Here is an 18,226-nt window from a genome sequence, read left to right as displayed (position 1 = left end):
AGCCCGACATGGACCCGCTGAGCAGGCCTGCCGGTCAGTTGGCTCTCGAGAACGAACCGGACGGCAGGGCGACTTTGCGGGCGCGTCAGACACCCCGCAGCGAGCGTCGCAAGATCGGGAAAGGCCTGCGCAAGCGAGTGGCACGATCGTCGCTCGGCGATTGGACGCCACCACTCAACCGACGTGACCCGGTCGATCAGGTCAACACAGCACACGAGGGACGACTCGACTGGTTGGTTCCGATCCGTGTGGGACGCATGGTCGCTTCGCCTTACGGATTCCTGCGTGGTACTGCCGGATTGATGGCCGAGGACATGGCGCAGCTCCCGTCCACCGGCATCACACCCGTCATCTGCGGAGATGCACACGTCGGAAACTTCGGGTTCTACGGATCCCCGGAACGCGAACTTGTCATAGACCTCAACGATTTCGACGAAGCACATCCAGGCCCCTGGGAATGGGATTTGAGAAGGCTGGCCGCGAGCATCTGGGTGGCCGGTCGGCAGAACGGCCTCACCGAAGCTCAGTGCGAGACAGCAACAACCTCGTGTGTGTCCGCGTATCGCCTCCACCTGGCAAAGCTGTCCGAGCGTCCACTGTTCGATCGTTCATTCGACCGGGTCGATCTCGACGGACTCACCGATCACGTCACCGATCCCGGATTGCTGGCCGAGATCCGCCGCGCCGCGGAGCGGGCACGACGGCGCACGAGCGATCACGCGGTTCCCCGGTTCACCGTCGAGGACCACGGCCGACGCCAGCTACTCGAGAACCCGCCGCTCACAACACGACTCACCCCACAGGACACCGACTTCCTCCTGGAGGGTCTCGACGAGTATCTCGAAACCCTTGCACCACACTGGCGTCGAGTTGTCTCGGGTTACAACGTCATCGACGTGGCGCACCGAGTCGTCGGAGTCGGAAGCGTCGCCCTGCGAGCCTATGTCGCTCTGTGCGAAGGGAGCATCCCGGACGACGTCATCTTCTTGCAGCTCAAACAGGCTCGCAGATCCGTAGTTGCACCCTTCGTCCACGGCGACTCGGCCTGGCACGACCACCAAGGACGACGCGTCGCGGAATACCAGCAAGCACTCCAGACGGTCAGCGATCCACTGCTCGGTTGGTGCACCGTCGACGACCGCCAGTACTACGTCCGTCAGTTCCGGAACATGAAAGGTTCTGTGGACCTGAACAATATCGACGCAGCAGCGTTGACCGACTATGTCGCGATCTGCGGTCGCCTCCTGGCGAAGGGACACGCCCGAACCAGTGGCGCGTCACTGATTTCCGGTTACCTGGGAACCTCGGACGCGGTCGATACCGCCCTCACCCGGTTTGCTCGGCTTTACGCCGATCAGACCGAACGTGACCACGACGCCCTGTGTCGGGCGGTATCAGCGGGCACGATCGCCGCGGAGCCGGGAATCTGATCCCTCACGCCGCGACGATCCTACCCTGCTCGAATTTCACTCCACCCCAGATTCCGGTCTGGCCAGTGGCAGAGGCGAATTCACGACATGAATCCGCAATCGGGCACCTGCTGCACACGTCGGTCGCGTAGGAATACCCCTCGGACGGAAAAGGGAACCAGCGGTCCGGCTCGGGGTCCCCTCTGCATTCCGCCTGCCACCAAACCCGGTCGTCCGAAATCGGCAGAAGCTCAGCCAGATTCGAGATCTCGTCTGCGTACATCACTTGCTCCCTTCGGCCGTCACGTCCGACTCAATTCACGCCAGATCTTCTGCTGCACTTTCTCGATGCGCCGAGGTGCCTTTGGTTCCCACAGCAGCCGCATACCGGCCTCAGCCGGTGTGCGATCCGCCTTGCGCTGATTACAGGAACTGCAGCACGCCACCAGATTTCCCCACGTGTTCGGGCCGTTACGGCTTCGAGGCTGGACGTGGTCGATGGTTGTCGCCCGGGCGGCGCAGTAGGCACATTGACGACCGTCCCGGTCGAAAACACCGGCAAAAGTGGCCCGACTGGAATCGGTGACCGTCACCCGGTGAGCAACGTACACGTACTCGGCGAGCAGAATCGTCCGAGGCAGTGGGATCTCGATGTGCTTGGAGCGCACCGGAAATACCGGGATCATGTCTTCGATGGACTGCGCGGAGCCGGTGGCGATCAGGACGACCGCCCGATCGGCGCTCACTTCACCGAGGTACTCGTACGTGGCGTTGAGTACGTGGACGGACCGGTTCATCCAACTGTGAGAGGCGGCGGGTGCGCGGTTCGGGTTCCGCATGAGAGTTCTCAGTTCGTGTCGAGGAGTGAAACTCCTGGACACGAAGGCGGGTCAGGAGCAAGTGCAAGAATTGGGGAACGGCATGTATTCAGCGCCACTCTGTTCCCCGAATGCGGGATGGGAAATGCCGCGGGGTGAGTGCCCGCGCAGGTGCAACGCTTGCTTCCAGTCGCGCATGCCTGTCCCCTTCCACTTCCTGTTCTCTTCACCGGCGATTGCCGGCGCCCATCATCACACGGAAGGCATCCTCAGCGATATCGATTTATCAGTCCGGAAGAGCCGTCCTGGAAATACCGCGGTTTGACGCCGGAACACGCGGCTTGATCGAATGAGCCATGACTTCGTCGTACATCGACCTTCGCTCGGACACCGTCACCAAGCCTGACGCGGAGATGCGCAAGGCAATGGCCGACGCAGAGGTCGGTGACGACGTCCTCGATCACGACCCGACCATGGCGGCGCTCGAGGAAGAAGTGGCGCACACTCTGGGGTTCACAGCCGCACTGTGGGTGCCGAGCGGATCGATGGGCAACCTGATTGCGCTGATGCTGCACCTTCGCCGCGGCGATCAGTTCCTGGCGCCGGAGCACTCTCACGTCCTGGGTTCCGAATTGGGCACCGCCGCCTGGCTCGCCCAGGGAATGCCGATGGCCTTGCCGCACGACGGCGGACCCGGGCGTCCCAGCCCCGAGACCGTCGTGAAGGCGGCAGGCTCCCCCGGCCCGTATTTCACGTTGAACACCACGCTGCTCTGTCTCGAAAACACTCACAACTTCGCCGGCGGTGCCGTCATGAATCCGACCGAGTGGACGACACTGGTCGACGCCGCGCGATCACGTGGCTTGAAGATTCACCTCGACGGCGCCCGTCTCTGGAATGCCGCTGCTGCACTAGATGTTTCGCCCACCGAACTGACTTCCGGCGCTGATACCGTTCAGGTATGCCTGAGCAAGGGACTCGGTGCGCCGGTCGGCTCGATACTCGCCGCATCACCCGAATTGATCACAGAAGCCCGAAGGATCCGCAAGATGCTCGGCGGCGGTGTTCGCCAGGGCGGAGTGCTGGCCGCAGCCGGCATCGTCGCGCTGCGCTCACAAGCTCGCCTCTCCGACGATCACGACAACGCGCAGCGCCTCGCATCCGGGCTTCGTGAACGCGGTTGGGCTGTCGACGAACCCGCCACCAACATTGTTCTCGCCGCAACACCCGATCCGTCGGCCACCGTTGCACAGCTCGCCGCTGTCGACGTCGGCGCGGTCACTGTTGCCGGGAAGGTTCGGTTCGTGACACATCGCGACGTGAGCACTGCCGACATCGACGCGGTTTTGTCCAGAGTAACCTTCTGAGCTACGTCACCAGGGGTTGAACCTCCTGCGCGACAAAGCGAATGAACTCGCGGACATCCGGCTCGTCAACAGTCGGTTGTAGTACCACGGTGGTAGCACCTGCTGCCGCCCATCGCCGTGCTGCTGCCGCGACTTCGGACGCGGTGCCCGCGGCAATCGCATCCTCCGGCGACTCGCTACCGGACGCTGCGGCCTCGGCAAGGGCGCGCTCACGACCGCCTGAACCGAAAGCACAGATGACATAAACGACAACCTCGTGATCCGACGCCCCGATGTGAGCGATCGCCCGACGCACGCCGTCCGGGGTCGTCCCACCCGAGAGCACAGTGCCCTGCGCCAACTCGCCACTGAGCGCCAAAGTCTTTGGCCCCGTCGCACCGACGAGCAACTGCGGCACCTTCTCCGGTGGCCACGCCAGCGTGACGTCCGTGAGATTCACGTATCGACCGGACACCGTCACCGACTCACCGCGCAGTAGCCGCTCGACTGCTCCGAACTGCTCCCGCAGGAGAGTCAACGGCGATTCGGCCTTGGCCCCGATCTGCCGCATCCAACTCTGAACGCCGTGACCGAAGCCAACCCGCAGTCGATCCGGATGAACTCTGGCCAGCGCCGAAATCTCCATCGCCGTGATCGCGGTGTTGCGCATCGGGGTCGGCAGCACGCCGATCGCCACTCCCAGGCGCTCACTTGCAGCCAATACAGCTGCAGCAGTGGCTATTCCTCCGCCGAAGAAGCAGTCCTCCCACAGCCAGACCTCACCGATACCACTCTCGTCGGCATACCTCGCATGGCTGACAAGGTCCTCCGGGGGCTGTTCCGGGCGCAGGACGACAGCAATCCGTGCGGTACTCATGCCGTCACCAGAAAAGCGGCGATCTCGTCGGCTGTTCGCCGGCCCTGTTCACGGCCGAGTTCAGCTGCCGGGCGCCTGGTTGTCGGCGAGAGCGAGTTCGTTCCGATCGCTTCCACGACGGCGTCGTCGGCGAAGATCGGCAGTACGCGCGCGGGCGCCAACACATCGATTTCCTCTCGTAGACTGCCGCCCAGCAGATTCGGGGCAGGGTCTGCCGCGGGTGAAAGAACCACGACTACATCGCAGTCCGCAGCCAGAAGAACATTCGAGCCACTGGCCATTCCGCCGTCCATGTACCGGTGACCGTCGATCGTGACTACCGGCCACACCCCGGGGACAGCGCAACTCGCTCCGACTGCGTCGATCAGGTCGACGCCGAAGGCATTGCCGAACACCCTCAACTCACCGGTCTCCGCGTTGATCGCCGGGATGCGCAACTCCCGGTCGGGCCACAACCGATTCGGCAGCCGCGCCTCGATGACCGCACGACGCACGGCGGGTTCGACGGTGTCGGCTCCCATCGCTGCCTCGCCGAGCAAACGGAGCTGCTCGGCCCGGTCCTGCGATCCTGCGATCGCGTCCACGAACATCTGACCGAGTACCTCGACATCGACCTTCGGATCGATTTCGCCGGTCGCGTCCGCTGTTTGTACGTCGAAAAGTTCTTGCAGTGTTGCACCGCCCGCAATCTGAGCGCTCACCGTGGAACCTGCGGACGTGCCGATCAACACGTCCGCAGTCAGCAGCGATGCTGCAGTGTCAGGCGATTTGTCCTGAACGCCCAACAGAAAACCGGTTTCCCAGGCGATTCCCGCAACGCCGCCGCCGGCAAGTACCAACCCCAATTTCACACCGTCCACCTCTCGTCGATCGTGATCCGTGCCCGAAGTCGACGTTAGACCTACTCTGAAGTGATGTTCATGCGCAGCGCAAAGACATTTGTTCCCGACGCACTCCGCGGGTTGATCGCATCCACCGACGACATCGCCTGGAATCCCGACCCTGGATATCTCACACGCGCGAGGCGGCTTCCTCGCGGACGGGTCGCACTCGTCTCCGGCGGCGGCTCCGGTCACGAACCCATGCACGCCGGATTCATCGGCGAAGGAATGCTCACGGCCGTCTGCCCGGGATTGGTCTTCAGCTCACCCAATGCACTTCAGATCCACGAGGGATCCAAGGCTGCCGACGCCGGCGGCGGCGTCCTTCACATCGTGAAGAACTACACCGGCGACGTGATGAACTTCGGTATCGCCCGAGAGTTGCTACGCGAGGACAAGATCGATACGGACGTCGTCCTGGTCGACGACGACGTCGCGACCGAACGCGCAGACGGCAGCGGCCCGGGTCGACGTGGTACTGCGGCAACCATCGTGGTGGAGAAGGTCTGCGGCGCATCCGCCGCCCGCGGCGACGACCTGGCCGAGGTGACCCGGATCGGACAACACGTCGCGCACTCCGCTCGGAGCATGGCCGTCGCTCTTCGCCCGTGCACTTTGCCGGGGGCTGACGAGCCGTCGTTCGACTTGCCGGCGGGTCAGATGGAACTCGGTATCGGCATCCACGGCGAACGCGGCACAGAACGCGTGGACGCCCTGCCCGCACCGGAATTGGTGCGGCGGCTGACGGACCCGATCATCAAGTCCTTGAGTCTCGCCGAAGGTGACCGCGTCATCGCCGTCGTCAACGGTCTCGGCGCCACCCACCCGCTGGAGTTGCAACTACTGTTCGCCGAACTCGGAGATTATCTGGACGAACAGGGAATTCACATCGATCGGATATTGATCGGAACTTTTGTCACTGCATTGAACATGGCAGGCGCGTCCATCACTCTTGTTCGCACAGACAAAGAAATCCTCGAATTATGGGATGCACCAACAAAAGCGCCCGCCTGGCCGAATGCTATGGCGCGTGAGTACACCGGCATGGGCAAGCGCGAATCTTTCGGTCCCACATTCACACCCGACATCTCACGCACTGCCGAAAGCAGCTTCGTCGGCGGCTGGATTGCGGACTGGGCCGAGAAGGTACTGGAGCAGGAACCGGCCCTCACCGATCTCGACAGACGAGCGGGTGACGGTGATTTCGGGACCAACATGGTGGCCGCGCTGGATCAGCTCGACATCTCGGCGATCCGTGACACCTATTCCACTGCAACGATATTCGATGCGGTCTCGCAGGCCTACCTCGGCCACGCCGGCGGTACCTCCGGCGCTTTGTTCGGCATCTGGTTCAGGCATTTCTTCCGCGTTGCCGCAGACTCGGCGGACTCCGAACTCGACCTCGGGGCGATCGCGGCTGCGGCGCGGGCGGGGCTCGACAACATCACCTCGCTCGGCGGCGCACGCGTCGGCGACAAGACGATGGTCGACGCGATAGTTCCGGCGGTCGAGTCGTTGGAGCAGTCCGTGAGCTCGGAAGCCGATCGGGAGGCTGCTCTGGCGAGCGCAGCGGAAGCCGCAGCGGCCGGGGCGGAGTCGACCGAAACCATGCTCGCAAACCGCGGACGTGCAAGTTATGTGGGCGAAGCCGCTCGCGGAGTGGTCGATCCGGGAGCGCTGCTCATAGCGTGGTTCTTCGCCAGTGCAGTGGGGCACTAGCGAGCACTTCGGGGCTGTGACTAATCTGGCAGCCACAGCACATCGTTTGTGACGGCCCGTGGGCAAAAGCACCGGTCTCACACACCACACAGGAGCAGCCCATGCTGAGCACCATGCAAGACGCCCCCCTCTCCATTGCGCAACTTCTCCGCCACGGCGCCTCCGTTCACGGCGCCTCCGAGGTTGTCACGTGGACCGAGTCCGGCCCGCGCCGTGTGTCCTACGCTGACGTCGGCAAGCGCTGCGCACAGCTCGCGCACGCCCTGCGCGGGCTCGGCGTCGAGGGCGACGAGCGAGTCGCCACGTTCATGTGGAACAACTCCGAGCACCTCGAGGCGTACCTGGCGATCCCCTCGATGGGCGCTGTGCTCCACACGCTGAACATTCGTCTGTTCCCCGAGCAGTTGATCCACGTCGCCAATCACGCCGAGGACCGCGTGATCATCGTCGACCCGTCCCTGATTCCGCTTCTCTCTCCGCAGCTTCCGTCGCTGACGACCGTCAAGCACATCATCGTCACCGGCTCCTCCACTGCGGGACTCGAAGCTCCCGAGGGCGTGCAGGTTCACACCTACGAGGGCTTGATCGCCGATCAGCCCACCGAATTCGACTGGCCCGAGGTCGACGAACTCAGCGCTGCCGCAATGTGTTACACATCCGGCACCACGGGTGACCCCAAGGGCGTCGTCTACTCCCACCGTTCGATCTACCTGCACTCCATGCAGGTCTGCATGAGCGACGGCCCCAACCTCGCCCAGGGCGATCGTGCGCTCGCCGTGGTGCCTCAGTTCCACGCCATGTCGTGGGGACTTCCCTACGCCGCGTTCATGATCGGCGCCTCGCTGATCATGCCCGACCGCTTCCTCCAGCCTGCCCCGTTGGCTGCGATCATCGCCAGCGAGCAGCCGACGTTCGCCGCGGCGGTACCCACCATCTGGCAGGGCCTGCACCTCTACCTCGAGCAGAACCCTCAGGACATCTCCTCGATGCGTGAGGTTCTGATCGGCGGCTCCGCGGTACCGCCCGCCCTCATGCACGCATTCGAAGCCGATCACAACGTCTCCGTCCTGCACGCCTGGGGCATGACCGAAACTTCCCCGCTCGGATCCGTTGCCCGTCCGCCGGCCGGTGTCACCGGCGACGCGATGTGGAAGTACCGCTACTCGCAGGGTCGATTCCCGGCATCTGTCGAGGCACGTCTCATCGACGACGACGGCAAAGTTGTTGCACACGACGGAGTTTCCGTCGGAGAACTCGAAGTGCGTGGCCCTTGGATCACCGGGTCGTACTACGGCGTCGACGCGGAAGACAAGTTCAACGACGGCTGGCTCAAGACCGGCGACGTCGGATCCATCACGGCCGACGGCTTCCTGAGCCTGTCCGACCGCTCCAAGGACATCATCAAGTCCGGCGGCGAATGGATCTCCTCGGTCGACCTCGAGAACGCCGTCATGGGCCACCCCGACGTCACCGAAGCTGCCGTCATCGGCGTGCCGGACGAGAAGTGGGACGAGCGCCCGTTGGTTGCGGTTGTTCTTCGCGCTGGTTCCGAAACCACCATGTCCGAACTGCAACAGTATCTTTCGGACAAGGTTGCCAAGTGGCAGCTGCCCGAGAACTGGGCTGTGGTCCAGGAAGTCCCGAAGACGAGCGTCGGCAAGTTCGACAAGAAGCGCTTGCGGGCCGACTACCACGAGGGCGGACTCGAAGTCACGCGACTCTGACACGTATCAAATACTGAAGGCGGGCAACAGGTTTTCGACCTGTTGCCCGCCTTCGTTTACGGACGAGACACCCTACGGTCGATACCCGACCGTATGAAAAGCGATGTCGACGTACTTCTGCGCCAATTGCGACGGTGACATCGGACCGCCGGTCTGGAACCAACGCGGCAGTGACTGTGCCATACCGAGTATTGCCCGGACGGTCTCCTCGGTATCGGTGACCGAAAAATCACCTGACGCAACACCGTCGTCGACGATCCTGCGCATCAGCAACTCGAGCCGTTTACGGCTGGCGGCGTATCGGCTTCGGCTTTCCGGTGAGACATGCCGGATCTCGGTGTCCAATGCTGCATGCCGCGACCGGTGGGTCATGTAGAGAACAATCGCCTCCACCACCAAGGCAAAGCGTCGTACCGGATTCTCACCGGCCTCCGCTTCTGCCGCTTCGGTTCTGGTATTCAGTTCGCTCATCGAGATCTCGAACAAAGCGACCAGAACCGCCTCCTTGTTCGCGTGGTGATAGTAGAGCGCGGGAACGGTTACCCCGACGCGATTTGCAATCTGTCGCACCGTCGTACCGTGGTAACCGTTCTCGTCGAACAGCTCGAGCGAAGCCGTCAGGATGTCGGTCATCACCAGCGGCGGGAAGGACCTCCAGTCCACTGCCACCGAATTCACAGACTCCACCTCACCAGCCATGAAATACCCGAAATTAACGCGGTGCCATACGGATTGCGCCGTCGAGGCGGATCGTCTCACCGTTGAGCATGGGGTTGGAGACGATGTGCGCAGCAAGAGCGCCGTACTCGCTGGGATCACCCAGGCGTGAGGGGTGAGGCACCTGCTGACCCAACGACGCCTGGGCCGCTTCGGGCAGTCCGGCCAGCAACGGGGTCTTGAACAGGCCGGGTGCAATGGTGTTGACGCGGATCAGCAGCGACGCGAGGTCGCGGGCGATCGGGAGCGTCATACCGACGACGCCGCCCTTCGACGCGGAGTACGCAGCCTGCCCGATCTGGCCGTCGTAGGCTGCAACCGAGGCGGTGTTGATGATGACGCCACGTTCACCGTCGATGGGTTCGGTCTTCGAAATACGCTCCGCAGCAAGACGAAGGACGTTGAAGGTGCCGATCAGGTTGACGTCGATGACCTTCTTGAAAGCGTCGAGCGGGAAGGCACCCTTCTTGCTGACCGTCTTGACTGCGTTGCCGATTCCGGCGCAGTTGACCGCCACGCGCAGTGGACCGAGGGACTCGGCCACGTCGAGTGCAGCGGTGACCGCGGCCTCGTCGGTGACATCTGCGGCCGCGAAGCGGACCCGGTCGCCGAGTTCCTTGGCGATGGCTTCACCGTTCGACGACGGCAGGTCGATGATGACGACGCTGGCGCCGTCGGCAAGAAGGGCTTTGGTGGTGGCCAGGCCGAGGCCGGATGCTCCACCGGTGACGACGGCGACGCTGTCGTTGACGATCATGAGAGTCCCTTTCGAAAGGATATGTGTTTCAGATGCGTTCGATGATGGTGGCGTTGGCCATGCCTGCGCCCTCGCACATGGTCTGCAGACCGTAGCGTCCGCCGGTGGCCTCGAGGTGGTTGACCATCGTGGTCAGCAGGCGTGTACCCGAGGACCCCAGGGCGTGGCCGAGAGCAATGGCGCCGCCCCACGGATTGAGCTTCGCCGGGTCGGCGCCGAACTCGTGAGCCCAGGCGAGCGGCACGGGAGCAAATGCCTCGTTGACCTCGTACGTGTCGATGTCGTCGATGCTCAGGCCGGCGCGAGCGAGCACCTTGTGGGTCGCCGGGATGGGCGCGGTGAGCATGAAGATCGGGTCGTCGCCCGCGACGGAGAAGGAATGGAAGCGTGCTCGCGGGGTCAGCCCCAACTTCGACGCCATTTCTTCGCTCATGATCAGTGCCGCGGATGCGCCGTCGGTGAGCGGCGACGAGTTACCGGGAGTGATCGACCACTGTGCCTCAGGGAAACGCTGCGCGTACTTCTCCGAGTAGAACGACGGCTTCAAGCCGGCGAGGCCCTCGGCGGTAGTGGACGCGCGAACCGTCTCGTCGACGGTGTGCGAGACGGTCTCACCGGCGGCATCGAACACCGAGATCGGCAGGATCTCCTTGTCGAAGAGCCCCTTCGCCGCTGCCTCCGCTGCCCGCTGGTGGGACTGCGCAGCGAATGCGTCGAGAGCCTCGCGGTCGAACTTCCACTTCGCGGCGATCAACTCCGCGGAGATGCCCTGATTGACCAGGCCTTCGGGGTAGCGAGCCGCGACGCCCGGACCGGAAGCGTCCTTCCCCATCGTCGTAGTGCCCATCGGGACACGACTCATCGACTCGACGCCTGCCGCGATCACGATGTCGTATGCACCGGCGATCACGCCCTGCGCGGCAAAGTGCGCAGCCTGCTGACTTGATCCGCACTGGCGATCGATCGTGGTGGCGGGTACCGACTCGGGGAATCCGGCCGAGAGGACCGCGCTGCGGGTGATGTTGAGAGCCTGCTCACCGGCCTGTCCGACGCAACCGCCGATAACGTCGTCCACCAGGGCGGGGTCCAGGCCGTTTCGATCGACGATGGAACGCAGAACATAGGCCATCAGTTCGACAGGGTGCGTCCCGGACAGTGCTCCGCCCGGCTTGCCCTTGCCTGATGCGATCCGGACTACATCGACGATCACTGCCTTGGTCATCTTCGTTCCCTTCGAGGACGTGTACTGCTGGGGCGGTCCGGCACCCGAGTTTCGTGGCGCCGAGCGCCGGACCGAGATCGAGGGAGCACCCTGACTTAGCGCTCGCTAAAGGATTACCATCGACGCGACCCGCGCGTCAAGAGGAGCTGCCGGGCTTCGAAGCAGATGCTCACCAACGACGGTTCACACGATCAGTAACCTCGTCGGGCCTCAGCCAACCGTTAGTACTTTCGAATGATAGGTTTTCAATCTTCGCCCGAAATGTCCGGAATCGGATAACCTTCCGCCACAAGCAATCCAAGCCACATGGGGATTCGGGACGTGGCACCAATCGATGACAAACCGCAGGGGGACTGACCGGGAGGTTGAGCGTGGACCTGCGATACGTTGCATTCACACGTGCCGACTCGCATTTCTACGACCGAATCAGAACGGTGATTCGACCTGACACACCGACTGACCAGCACTTTGTCCCCGCAAAATCGGTGGAGTGGTCACTCTGGCGGCGCGGTCCCCAAAGCGGACCGTGGAACTACTTCCAACCGCCTGGAAATCCGCTGCCCGAACAGGGATGGAAGATCCACTGCTCCGCTACCCAGGCGAACGCACAGGAGTTGCTCGATACCGTTTCCGCGTATTGCGGCCACAATCTGGTGCCGTTCAAATTTCTTCGGACGGCGACAGACCTCATGTTGTCCAACAGCAAGCAGGCCAATCGAACTTCCAGCGGAAAATTCATCACGATCTATCCGTCGGATGGTGTTGCCACACAACGTGTCATCACCGAACTGGACGGGCTTGTCGCGGGTGCCGACGGGCCCTACATCCTCAGCGATGTGCGCTGGAACCGTGGACCGCTCTACCTACGATACGGCGCGTACCTGCCCATGCAGACCTACGATTCGTTCGGCCATCGTGTCCCGGCAATTCGGCGTCCTGACGGATCGCTCGAGCCAGATCTGCGCGGCACTTCCTTCAGAACTCCCGACTGGGTACAAATCCCGGACTTTGTTCGTGCGCAACAAGACAAACTCAAATCACCAGGTGAGTTCCCCTTCTCGATTCGAGAAGCCCTGCACTTCAGCAACAGTGGAGGAATCTACTCTGCGTTCGACAGCAACGGCGTCAATCTGGTCATCAAAGAAGGCCGTCCCTTTACCGCCCCGGACGCCAACGGCCGGTACGCAATCGACCGGATCCGTAACGAGTACGACAAGTTGACTCACCTTGCCGACAACCCGTACCCACCTTCTGCGATCAGCTTGTTCGAGCGCGAGGGACATCACTTCCTTGTCACCGAGCGCGCTCCCGGCGCTCCCCTGAATCAGGAAGTTGCACTCCGCTACCCGCTGATACGCGCGGACCAGACACTCGGTTCCCGAACGGAATACAGAACCTGGGCACTCGACATTGCACAACAATTGACTACCGCAGTCGAGAGCTTCCACAACGCTGGAATCGTTCATGCCGACCTTCATCCCGGTAACGTCATGTGCTCACCGTCCGGTATTCGGATCATCGACTTCGAGATGGCCCACAACATCGACGATCATCCGCCCCGGTCCACCGGAGCCCCCGGATACACAGCACCTCGACAGTTGACAGGAATCGCGGCGGATCGATACTCCTTGGGATGCATCGAGCTGGGACTCTTTGTCCCACTTACTACATTGTTCCCTCTCGATCGCAACAAGATTCCCGAACTCATCGACTACGCGGTGTCTCGATTCGGTCTACCTCGCGCCTTCGGTGCCTCGCTCCATTCGATGCTCGACGTACACTCGCCGGAGCCGGAGAATCGCCCGCAGCGATGGGACACGTCGTCGAGGGAATCTCGGCAACGTACGGAGGCTCGATTGCGCCGCGGCATCCTCGCCTCGCTCGATCTTTCCCGCTCTGATCGACTCTTTCCCGGGGACATCGCCCAGTTCGAGGTGAACGGCTACGGCATTGCGCACGGCTCGTGCGGAAACCTGCTCGCTGATGATCTTCCCACCGACACCTTGGAGTCAGTTCTGGAATGGACTGAACATCAGGTTGATTCGGATATGCAACCACAGTTCGGATTCTTCGACGGACTCGCAGGTGCGGTGCATACCTTTCGGCATCACGGGCGACATTCGACAGCCGACAGGTGGATCGAGACTTTGTGCAAAGCTCCACTCGACGAGCTCGACTCCAGCCTCTTCAGCGGCCTTTCCGGAATCGGTTGCCTCCTACTCGAGGAATCGGTTTCACGACCGATCGTGTCACCCACTCTCGCCGTCGTGACTGAAACTCTGAGCGAACGAATTTCAGCTGCTCGCGCGCATGTCCGCGTCGCCGACGGGCCGCCTTGGGCAGTGGCCGGCCGAGGTGGGTTGATGCGGGGACCGAGCGGACAAGCGCTGTTCTGGACTCGCCACTACGAACTGAGCGGTGATCCTCGATCGCTGGAACACGCACGCCAGCTCGTCGACATCGATCTGTCGGTGATGTCGATGTGCCCTGACGGGTCGATGCAGCTGCGAGAGGAGCGCCGGACAATGCCGTATCTCGGATCGGGATCGGTCGGTGTAGGCCTAGTACTTCTACAACTTCTGCGCCATGTCGACGAACCGCGCTACGCAGCTGCGGTGCGTGCGATATCCCGCGCCGCCACAGTCGAATTCACTGCCCAAGCGGGGCTGGTCAACGGTCGAGCTGGATTGATTCTCTTTCTGGTCGAGCTCTCCAAGACCCCCTATGCCGACTCCGATTGCGAAAGCGCATTGGTCCAACAGTTGGGACTTCTAGGCCTTCACTCCGTCAATCACCAAGGAAGCCTGCACTTTCCAGGCGAGCAAAACCTGAGACTGTCGACAGATTGGGCAACCGGATCTGCAGGAATACTGGCATTGCTCCGACATGCCGGATCGTCAACTGCCCGACAGTCGTTTCCACTGATGTGCGCGTCGAACTGCCACATCTCCTAATTGTTCGGAAGAAATCACCCCCGGAAGATTGGAGCACAGAAGTATCAGGCCAAAAACCTGAAATGAAATCAGCACCGCAAGAATATTCGATCGATCAAATCCATCGGTTAACATGCCGATCAACAAAGGAAATGACAATGGACGCTATTCTCTCCCTCCAGGATCTGTCAGTCGCCGCCGGCAACGTCGGAGATGCCGGCCAACTCGAGCAGAACGCGGCAATCAGTTCGCTCAGTTTCTTCTGCCTCTGACCTCCGGCCGATACCTCGGAGCAGGTCCGGGGTATCGGCTTTCGGAATCAGTGCATATCACCAAACGAACAGTATTGTTTGATCATGAGACGGATCCACACTTCACCGAGCCGCATACGCCGATGATTTACGCGACCTGGCGGCAATGCCGAGGGCAGATCGTATGGTCAATGGCGGTAATATTTCTCCTGATCCTGACCGTCGCAATTTCAGGGTGGTTCGTTCAGCGTTCAGGCGAGAGTTGGGTTTTCGGAGAAATCTGCTCACGCTGGTACGACGGAGGTGGCGGTTGCCGCGCCGACACCGCTCTCACCTTGACGACGCTTCTCGCACTCCTGCTTCCCTTCGCCTCAGGAATGCTGGTCGGCGTCACCACATTCGCCCGAGACTTCGAGCAAGGCCCCGAAAACCTCGATTTTCTCGAGTCCACCAGCCTTGTTCGATGGTATTTCTTGCGGGTCCTGGTGGTCTTCGTTCCCATCACGCTGGGGCTGGCAGTCCTGGGCCTGGTGCTCGGCTGGACCCATTCGCTGGGCCGGGGACAGGCGGCAACAAATGAAGCCACCTCGTTTTCCTTGATGGAATTCCCCAATTTTCAGACGACGGGAATCGTCGTCGGCGCCTACACCTTTGTCGCCATGGTCACCGGCAGCGCGGCCGCTTTGCTCGTACGCAACACAGTCGTCGCAATGGTCACGACTCTTCTCGTGTTCTTGATCGTGCCCGTCGCGTTGAGCGCGATGGTCCGCGAGCATTACTCGGCTCCCGACATCGAAGTCCAACCCATCGACGGACGGGCACGTGCCGCAGAATACGCACCGTCTCCGTACCAAAATCTCGACTCGAGGTGGGTCATCGGTGCCGGCTTCGCCGACGTGGACGGCAACATGATCGACGCCGACTACTCAGTGTGCAGGGGCTCGGATACTTCCGATCAAAAGCAGCGAGACCGCGAGATCGACGACTGCCTTCGAGTACAGGGAATCGATCACTATGCCGTGGTCTATCACCCGCAGAGCCGGTACTGGCAATTTCAGTTCATCGAGACTGCCGTGATGCTGTTGTGCTCCGGGTTGATGGTGGCGCTCGCACTCGTCGGCGCACGTGGACGACGTCGGCGACCCACCTATAACCGACTGTCGGAAATGTCGAAATCGATTTGATAGCAGCCATTTTCGATCCACATTCCCTTGTGTTCGAAACTTTGTTCGATTAAACTTTCGGCATGGACAGTCGGGAAGCGTGGCAACTGGATGGCGAGGACCTCAAGAGTGAGGTTCTGGATCTGGTGCGTGTCCGGCACGAATTGCAGTCGCGGTTGGTGTTGTTGATCGTGGAGATGTTTTCCCGGGAGACTTTGGTCGGGAAGGGTTTTCGGGCGATCGCCCAGTGGTTGCACGGTTCGACGAATTTGGAGATCGGTGAGTGCAGTCTGCTGGTCAGTCTGGCGCGGTTACTGTTGCTCGAACCTGTTGTCGCGGATGCGTTCCACCGCGGCGATGTGGATGCGTTGAAGGCCCGTCAGGTAGCGTCGTTTTGTCAGCATCCGCCCAAGAACATGACCCCGGCGGATGTGGACAAGGCCCGCAGGATCCTGCTCGACCTGGCCTCGAAGAACATCGCCGATTGTGATGCGGTGCGGGCGGCGATCCGGCGGATCGAGAAGCAGTACGGAAAACGCGAAGACGGCGTCCCGGTCGGGGAGGATTCGGAGCGCAACGAGTTCTACGCCTCGAAAGGCCTGTACGGGCGCGTGTCAGTGAAGGGTGATTTGGATGCGGTCAACGGTGCCCGTCTGATCGCGTTGTTGTCGAGCCTGTCGGCGCCGACGCCGGAGAAGGACGGCGTGAAGGACACTCGCACTCCGGCGCTGCGACGGGCGGACGGGTTCTGCGAACTTCTGCGGCGGTACGAGCGGGCGGGACTGGGTCCGATCGAGGGCGGGGTGAAACCGCACATCACGGTCACGGCCAGCGCAAAAGACATGACCGACCTCAAAGCCTTGAAGGATCTACTGCCGTCCACTCAGGAACTCGGGTTCGCGTGGACGGATTGGGTGGGCCCGATCAGCATCGACACTGCGCGGATGTTGGCGTGCGATTGCACGGTCACCCGGATTTTGTTGGATGAGAAGGGTGTTCCGCTCGAATGTGGCAAAGAAGCGAGGACCGCGACGGTTCCGCAAAGGCGGGCGTTGGCGGTGCGTGATGGAGGGTGCGCGTTTCCGGGGTGCGGGACACCGTCGGGGTGGTGCGATGCCCATCATATTGTTCACTGGAACGATGGTGGCCCAACGGATCTCGACAATCTGATCTTGTTGTGCGGTCACCATCATCGGACGATGCACCACACCGAATGGCGGGTCGAGATCGGCCCCGACCGAAAAACAGTGTTCTATCCACCGATGTCGATCGATCCGTTCCAGCATCCGATCGGCGGGAACAGCCCACCGACTGCGGCGTGAACCTCCACAACTGAAGACGCGAGCACCGGGGCATCACCATGCCCCGGCGCTCGACGTGCGTTCAGGTCAGATCCCGGCCCTTCGCACGAACGCATCTGTAGCCGACGGAGATACGACGTCGATCGCTCGCAACAGCCCCGCGTACCGTGGATACAGCTCGACGGGACGCGTATTGATCGCCCGCAAGATCCACGATGCAGCTTGATCGGCCGTCAGCGCCGGCTGGCTCACGTAATCCGCCGTCGGCGCGATCATCGGTGTTCGTATGAGCGGGAATTGCACCGTCGTGACATCGACACCGGTGCCGTGACACTCCGCTCCGAGGCTTCGGCCGAAGGCACTGAGCGCAGACTTCGACGCGTGATAGGCGCTGAACCTGGGCATCACCCCGGCAGTAACTCCCCAGGTTCCGACGTTGATGATGTGTCCGGATTTCGCCTCGAGCATCGCAGGCAGTAGACGCAGCGTCAGTCGTGTAGGTCCGAAATAGTTCAGTGCCATGGTGCGCTCGTAGTCGTGGAATCGGTCGACCGAATCCAACGCGGTGCGCCGGATCGAGCGACCCGCATTGTTGACGAGGATGTCGACCGACCCGAATCGATCGGCGATGGTCTCCGCGAGTTCGTCCACAGCTTCCCCTCGAGAGAGGTCCGCAGCACGATGTGCGCCCACCCTCCCTGTCGGTGGATATCGTCCCGCACGTGTTCCAGGTTTTCCTCACCACGCGCGACCAGGATCATCTCGGCTCCTCGGCGGGCCAAGAGGTGGGCAGTCGCCTCACCGATCCCCGAGGAGGCTCCTGTCAGAACGATTGTCTTGTCGGAGAGCGTGACGCCACGCGACGGAACAAGTGAGCGCAGACGCGTCGGCGGACTCAATGCAAGATTGCTGAGAATCGATCTGATCACGTCGGCCTCGGTTCGATCTTCGCGTGCGATTCGGTGCGAACCCGTCCCTGAACAGCCCACTTCGGACGCACCGCGGAAATTACTCAAAAGTAAGTTATGGCGCGGTTTCGGCCGTGTCAAGAATTCGTCGAGATCCAGGAGTATCTGCCACTAGCTTTTCCTGATACCTCGGGTTACAT

At 61.9% G+C, this 18,226-nt stretch carries 14 protein-coding genes and 1 pseudogene; 7 read left to right on the top strand and 8 right to left on the bottom strand.

Going from position 1 to position 18,226, the window contains the following annotated elements:
• Positions 1-8: 8 nt before the first annotated feature.
• Positions 9-1,430: a DUF2252 domain-containing protein gene (locus ACFWAD_RS04810; RefSeq protein WP_378541783.1), complete on the top strand. Its 1,422-nt coding sequence runs from the start codon at positions 9-11 to the stop codon at positions 1,428-1,430.
• Positions 1,431-1,434: 4 nt separating this feature from the next.
• Here ACFWAD_RS04810 and ACFWAD_RS04805 read toward each other — a convergent pair whose 3' ends face one another.
• Entirely contained in the window at positions 1,435-1,692 is a 258-nt protein-coding gene (locus ACFWAD_RS04805; RefSeq protein ID WP_378530640.1) for a WhiB family transcriptional regulator, read from the bottom strand.
• A gap of 19 nt (positions 1,693-1,711) precedes the next feature.
• On the bottom strand, positions 1,712-2,248 hold the full coding sequence (locus ACFWAD_RS04800; RefSeq protein WP_378541781.1) for an HNH endonuclease: 537 nt from the start codon (positions 2,246-2,248) through the stop codon (positions 1,712-1,714).
• Positions 2,249-2,583: 335 nt separating this feature from the next.
• On the opposite strand from ACFWAD_RS04800, the gene ACFWAD_RS04795 reads away from it, so the two are divergent.
• Positions 2,584-3,594: a threonine aldolase family protein gene (locus ACFWAD_RS04795; protein WP_378447542.1), complete on the top strand. Its 1,011-nt coding sequence runs from the start codon at positions 2,584-2,586 to the stop codon at positions 3,592-3,594.
• A gap of 1 nt (position 3,595) precedes the next feature.
• On the opposite strand, the gene ACFWAD_RS04790 is transcribed toward ACFWAD_RS04795, so the two are convergent.
• Both ACFWAD_RS04790 and ACFWAD_RS04785 read right to left on the bottom strand, forming a co-directional pair.
• Positions 3,596-4,450 carry an LLM class flavin-dependent oxidoreductase gene (locus ACFWAD_RS04790; protein WP_378541779.1) on the bottom strand — a complete coding sequence of 285 codons (855 nt, stop codon included), beginning with the start codon at positions 4,448-4,450 and terminating at the stop codon, positions 3,596-3,598.
• Positions 4,447-5,310 (bottom strand): patatin-like phospholipase family protein, encoded by an 864-nt coding sequence (locus tag ACFWAD_RS04785; RefSeq protein ID WP_378541777.1) that lies wholly within the window; start codon positions 5,308-5,310, stop codon positions 4,447-4,449. The genes ACFWAD_RS04790 and ACFWAD_RS04785 overlap by 4 nt, the downstream gene beginning before the upstream one ends.
• 54 nt (positions 5,311-5,364) lie before the next feature.
• Here ACFWAD_RS04785 and dhaL point away from each other — a divergent pair, with 54 nt between their 5' ends.
• Both dhaL and ACFWAD_RS04775 read left to right on the top strand, forming a co-directional pair.
• On the top strand, positions 5,365-7,050 hold the full coding sequence (dhaL, locus tag ACFWAD_RS04780) for a dihydroxyacetone kinase subunit DhaL (RefSeq protein WP_378541775.1): 1,686 nt from the start codon (positions 5,365-5,367) through the stop codon (positions 7,048-7,050).
• A 101-nt stretch (positions 7,051-7,151) separates the two neighbouring features.
• Entirely contained in the window at positions 7,152-8,774 is a 1,623-nt protein-coding gene (locus tag ACFWAD_RS04775; RefSeq protein ID WP_230815985.1) for a long-chain fatty acid--CoA ligase, read from the top strand.
• A gap of 72 nt (positions 8,775-8,846) precedes the next feature.
• Here ACFWAD_RS04775 and ACFWAD_RS04770 read toward each other — a convergent pair whose 3' ends face one another.
• From ACFWAD_RS04770 to ACFWAD_RS04760, 3 genes are read right to left on the bottom strand one after another with little or no spacing between them, the layout of a single operon-like run.
• On the bottom strand, positions 8,847-9,473 hold the full coding sequence (locus tag ACFWAD_RS04770) for a TetR/AcrR family transcriptional regulator (RefSeq protein WP_378541772.1): 627 nt from the start codon (positions 9,471-9,473) through the stop codon (positions 8,847-8,849).
• A gap of 13 nt (positions 9,474-9,486) precedes the next feature.
• Positions 9,487-10,248, bottom strand: coding sequence for a 3-hydroxyacyl-CoA dehydrogenase (locus tag ACFWAD_RS04765; protein WP_003942978.1), 762 nt, complete (start codon positions 10,246-10,248; stop codon positions 9,487-9,489).
• Positions 10,249-10,276: 28 nt separating this feature from the next.
• Entirely contained in the window at positions 10,277-11,470 is a 1,194-nt protein-coding gene (locus tag ACFWAD_RS04760) for a thiolase family protein (RefSeq protein ID WP_378541770.1), read from the bottom strand.
• 371 nt (positions 11,471-11,841) lie between these two features.
• Here ACFWAD_RS04760 and lanKC point away from each other — a divergent pair, with 371 nt between their 5' ends.
• From lanKC to ACFWAD_RS04745, 3 genes are all read left to right on the top strand, one after another.
• Positions 11,842-14,424 (top strand): class III lanthionine synthetase LanKC, encoded by a 2,583-nt coding sequence (gene lanKC, locus ACFWAD_RS04755; protein WP_378541768.1) that lies wholly within the window; start codon positions 11,842-11,844, stop codon positions 14,422-14,424.
• Between the two features lie 421 nt (positions 14,425-14,845).
• The gene (locus tag ACFWAD_RS04750) at positions 14,846-15,838 is read left to right on the top strand and encodes a hypothetical protein (protein ID WP_378541766.1); all 993 of its coding nucleotides are present in this window, start codon (positions 14,846-14,848) and stop codon (positions 15,836-15,838) included.
• A gap of 62 nt (positions 15,839-15,900) precedes the next feature.
• Positions 15,901-17,139: a DUF222 domain-containing protein gene (locus ACFWAD_RS04745; protein WP_378541764.1), complete on the top strand. Its 1,239-nt coding sequence runs from the start codon at positions 15,901-15,903 to the stop codon at positions 17,137-17,139.
• A gap of 66 nt (positions 17,140-17,205) precedes the next feature.
• On the opposite strand, the pseudogene ACFWAD_RS04740 reads toward ACFWAD_RS04745, so the two are convergent.
• Positions 17,206-18,047: pseudogene (locus ACFWAD_RS04740) on the bottom strand (SDR family oxidoreductase).
• Positions 18,048-18,226: the final 179 nt, after the last annotated feature.

This window comes from Rhodococcus sp. NPDC059969, assembly GCF_042738325.1.
Classification (GTDB): Bacteria; Actinomycetota; Actinomycetes; order Mycobacteriales; family Mycobacteriaceae; genus Rhodococcus_F.
This window is presented reverse-complemented; position numbering and strand designations above follow the sequence as displayed.

What these genes read in the sequence shown, in the direction of transcription:
- ACFWAD_RS04810 (WP_378541783.1), top strand. Translation starts at nt 9, where the DNA reads ATGGACCCGCTGAGCAGGCCTGCCGGTCAGTTGGCTCTCGAGAACGAA.
- ACFWAD_RS04805 (WP_378530640.1), bottom strand. Translation starts at nt 1,692, where the DNA reads ATGTACGCAGACGAGATCTCGAATCTGGCTGAGCTTCTGCCGATTTCG.
- ACFWAD_RS04800 (WP_378541781.1), bottom strand. Translation starts at nt 2,248, where the DNA reads ATGCGGAACCCGAACCGCGCACCCGCCGCCTCTCACAGTTGGATGAAC.
- ACFWAD_RS04795 (WP_378447542.1), top strand. Translation starts at nt 2,584, where the DNA reads ATGACTTCGTCGTACATCGACCTTCGCTCGGACACCGTCACCAAGCCT.
- ACFWAD_RS04790 (WP_378541779.1), bottom strand. Translation starts at nt 4,450, where the DNA reads ATGAGTACCGCACGGATTGCTGTCGTCCTGCGCCCGGAACAGCCCCCG.
- dhaL (WP_378541775.1), top strand. Translation starts at nt 5,365, where the DNA reads ATGTTCATGCGCAGCGCAAAGACATTTGTTCCCGACGCACTCCGCGGG.
- ACFWAD_RS04775 (WP_230815985.1), top strand. Translation starts at nt 7,152, where the DNA reads ATGCTGAGCACCATGCAAGACGCCCCCCTCTCCATTGCGCAACTTCTC.
- ACFWAD_RS04770 (WP_378541772.1), bottom strand. Translation starts at nt 9,473, where the DNA reads ATGGCTGGTGAGGTGGAGTCTGTGAATTCGGTGGCAGTGGACTGGAGG.
- ACFWAD_RS04765 (WP_003942978.1), bottom strand. Translation starts at nt 10,248, where the DNA reads ATGATCGTCAACGACAGCGTCGCCGTCGTCACCGGTGGAGCATCCGGC.
- ACFWAD_RS04760 (WP_378541770.1), bottom strand. Translation starts at nt 11,470, where the DNA reads ATGACCAAGGCAGTGATCGTCGATGTAGTCCGGATCGCATCAGGCAAG.
- ACFWAD_RS04750 (WP_378541766.1), top strand. Translation starts at nt 14,846, where the DNA reads ATGGCGGTAATATTTCTCCTGATCCTGACCGTCGCAATTTCAGGGTGG.
- ACFWAD_RS04745 (WP_378541764.1), top strand. Translation starts at nt 15,901, where the DNA reads ATGGACAGTCGGGAAGCGTGGCAACTGGATGGCGAGGACCTCAAGAGT.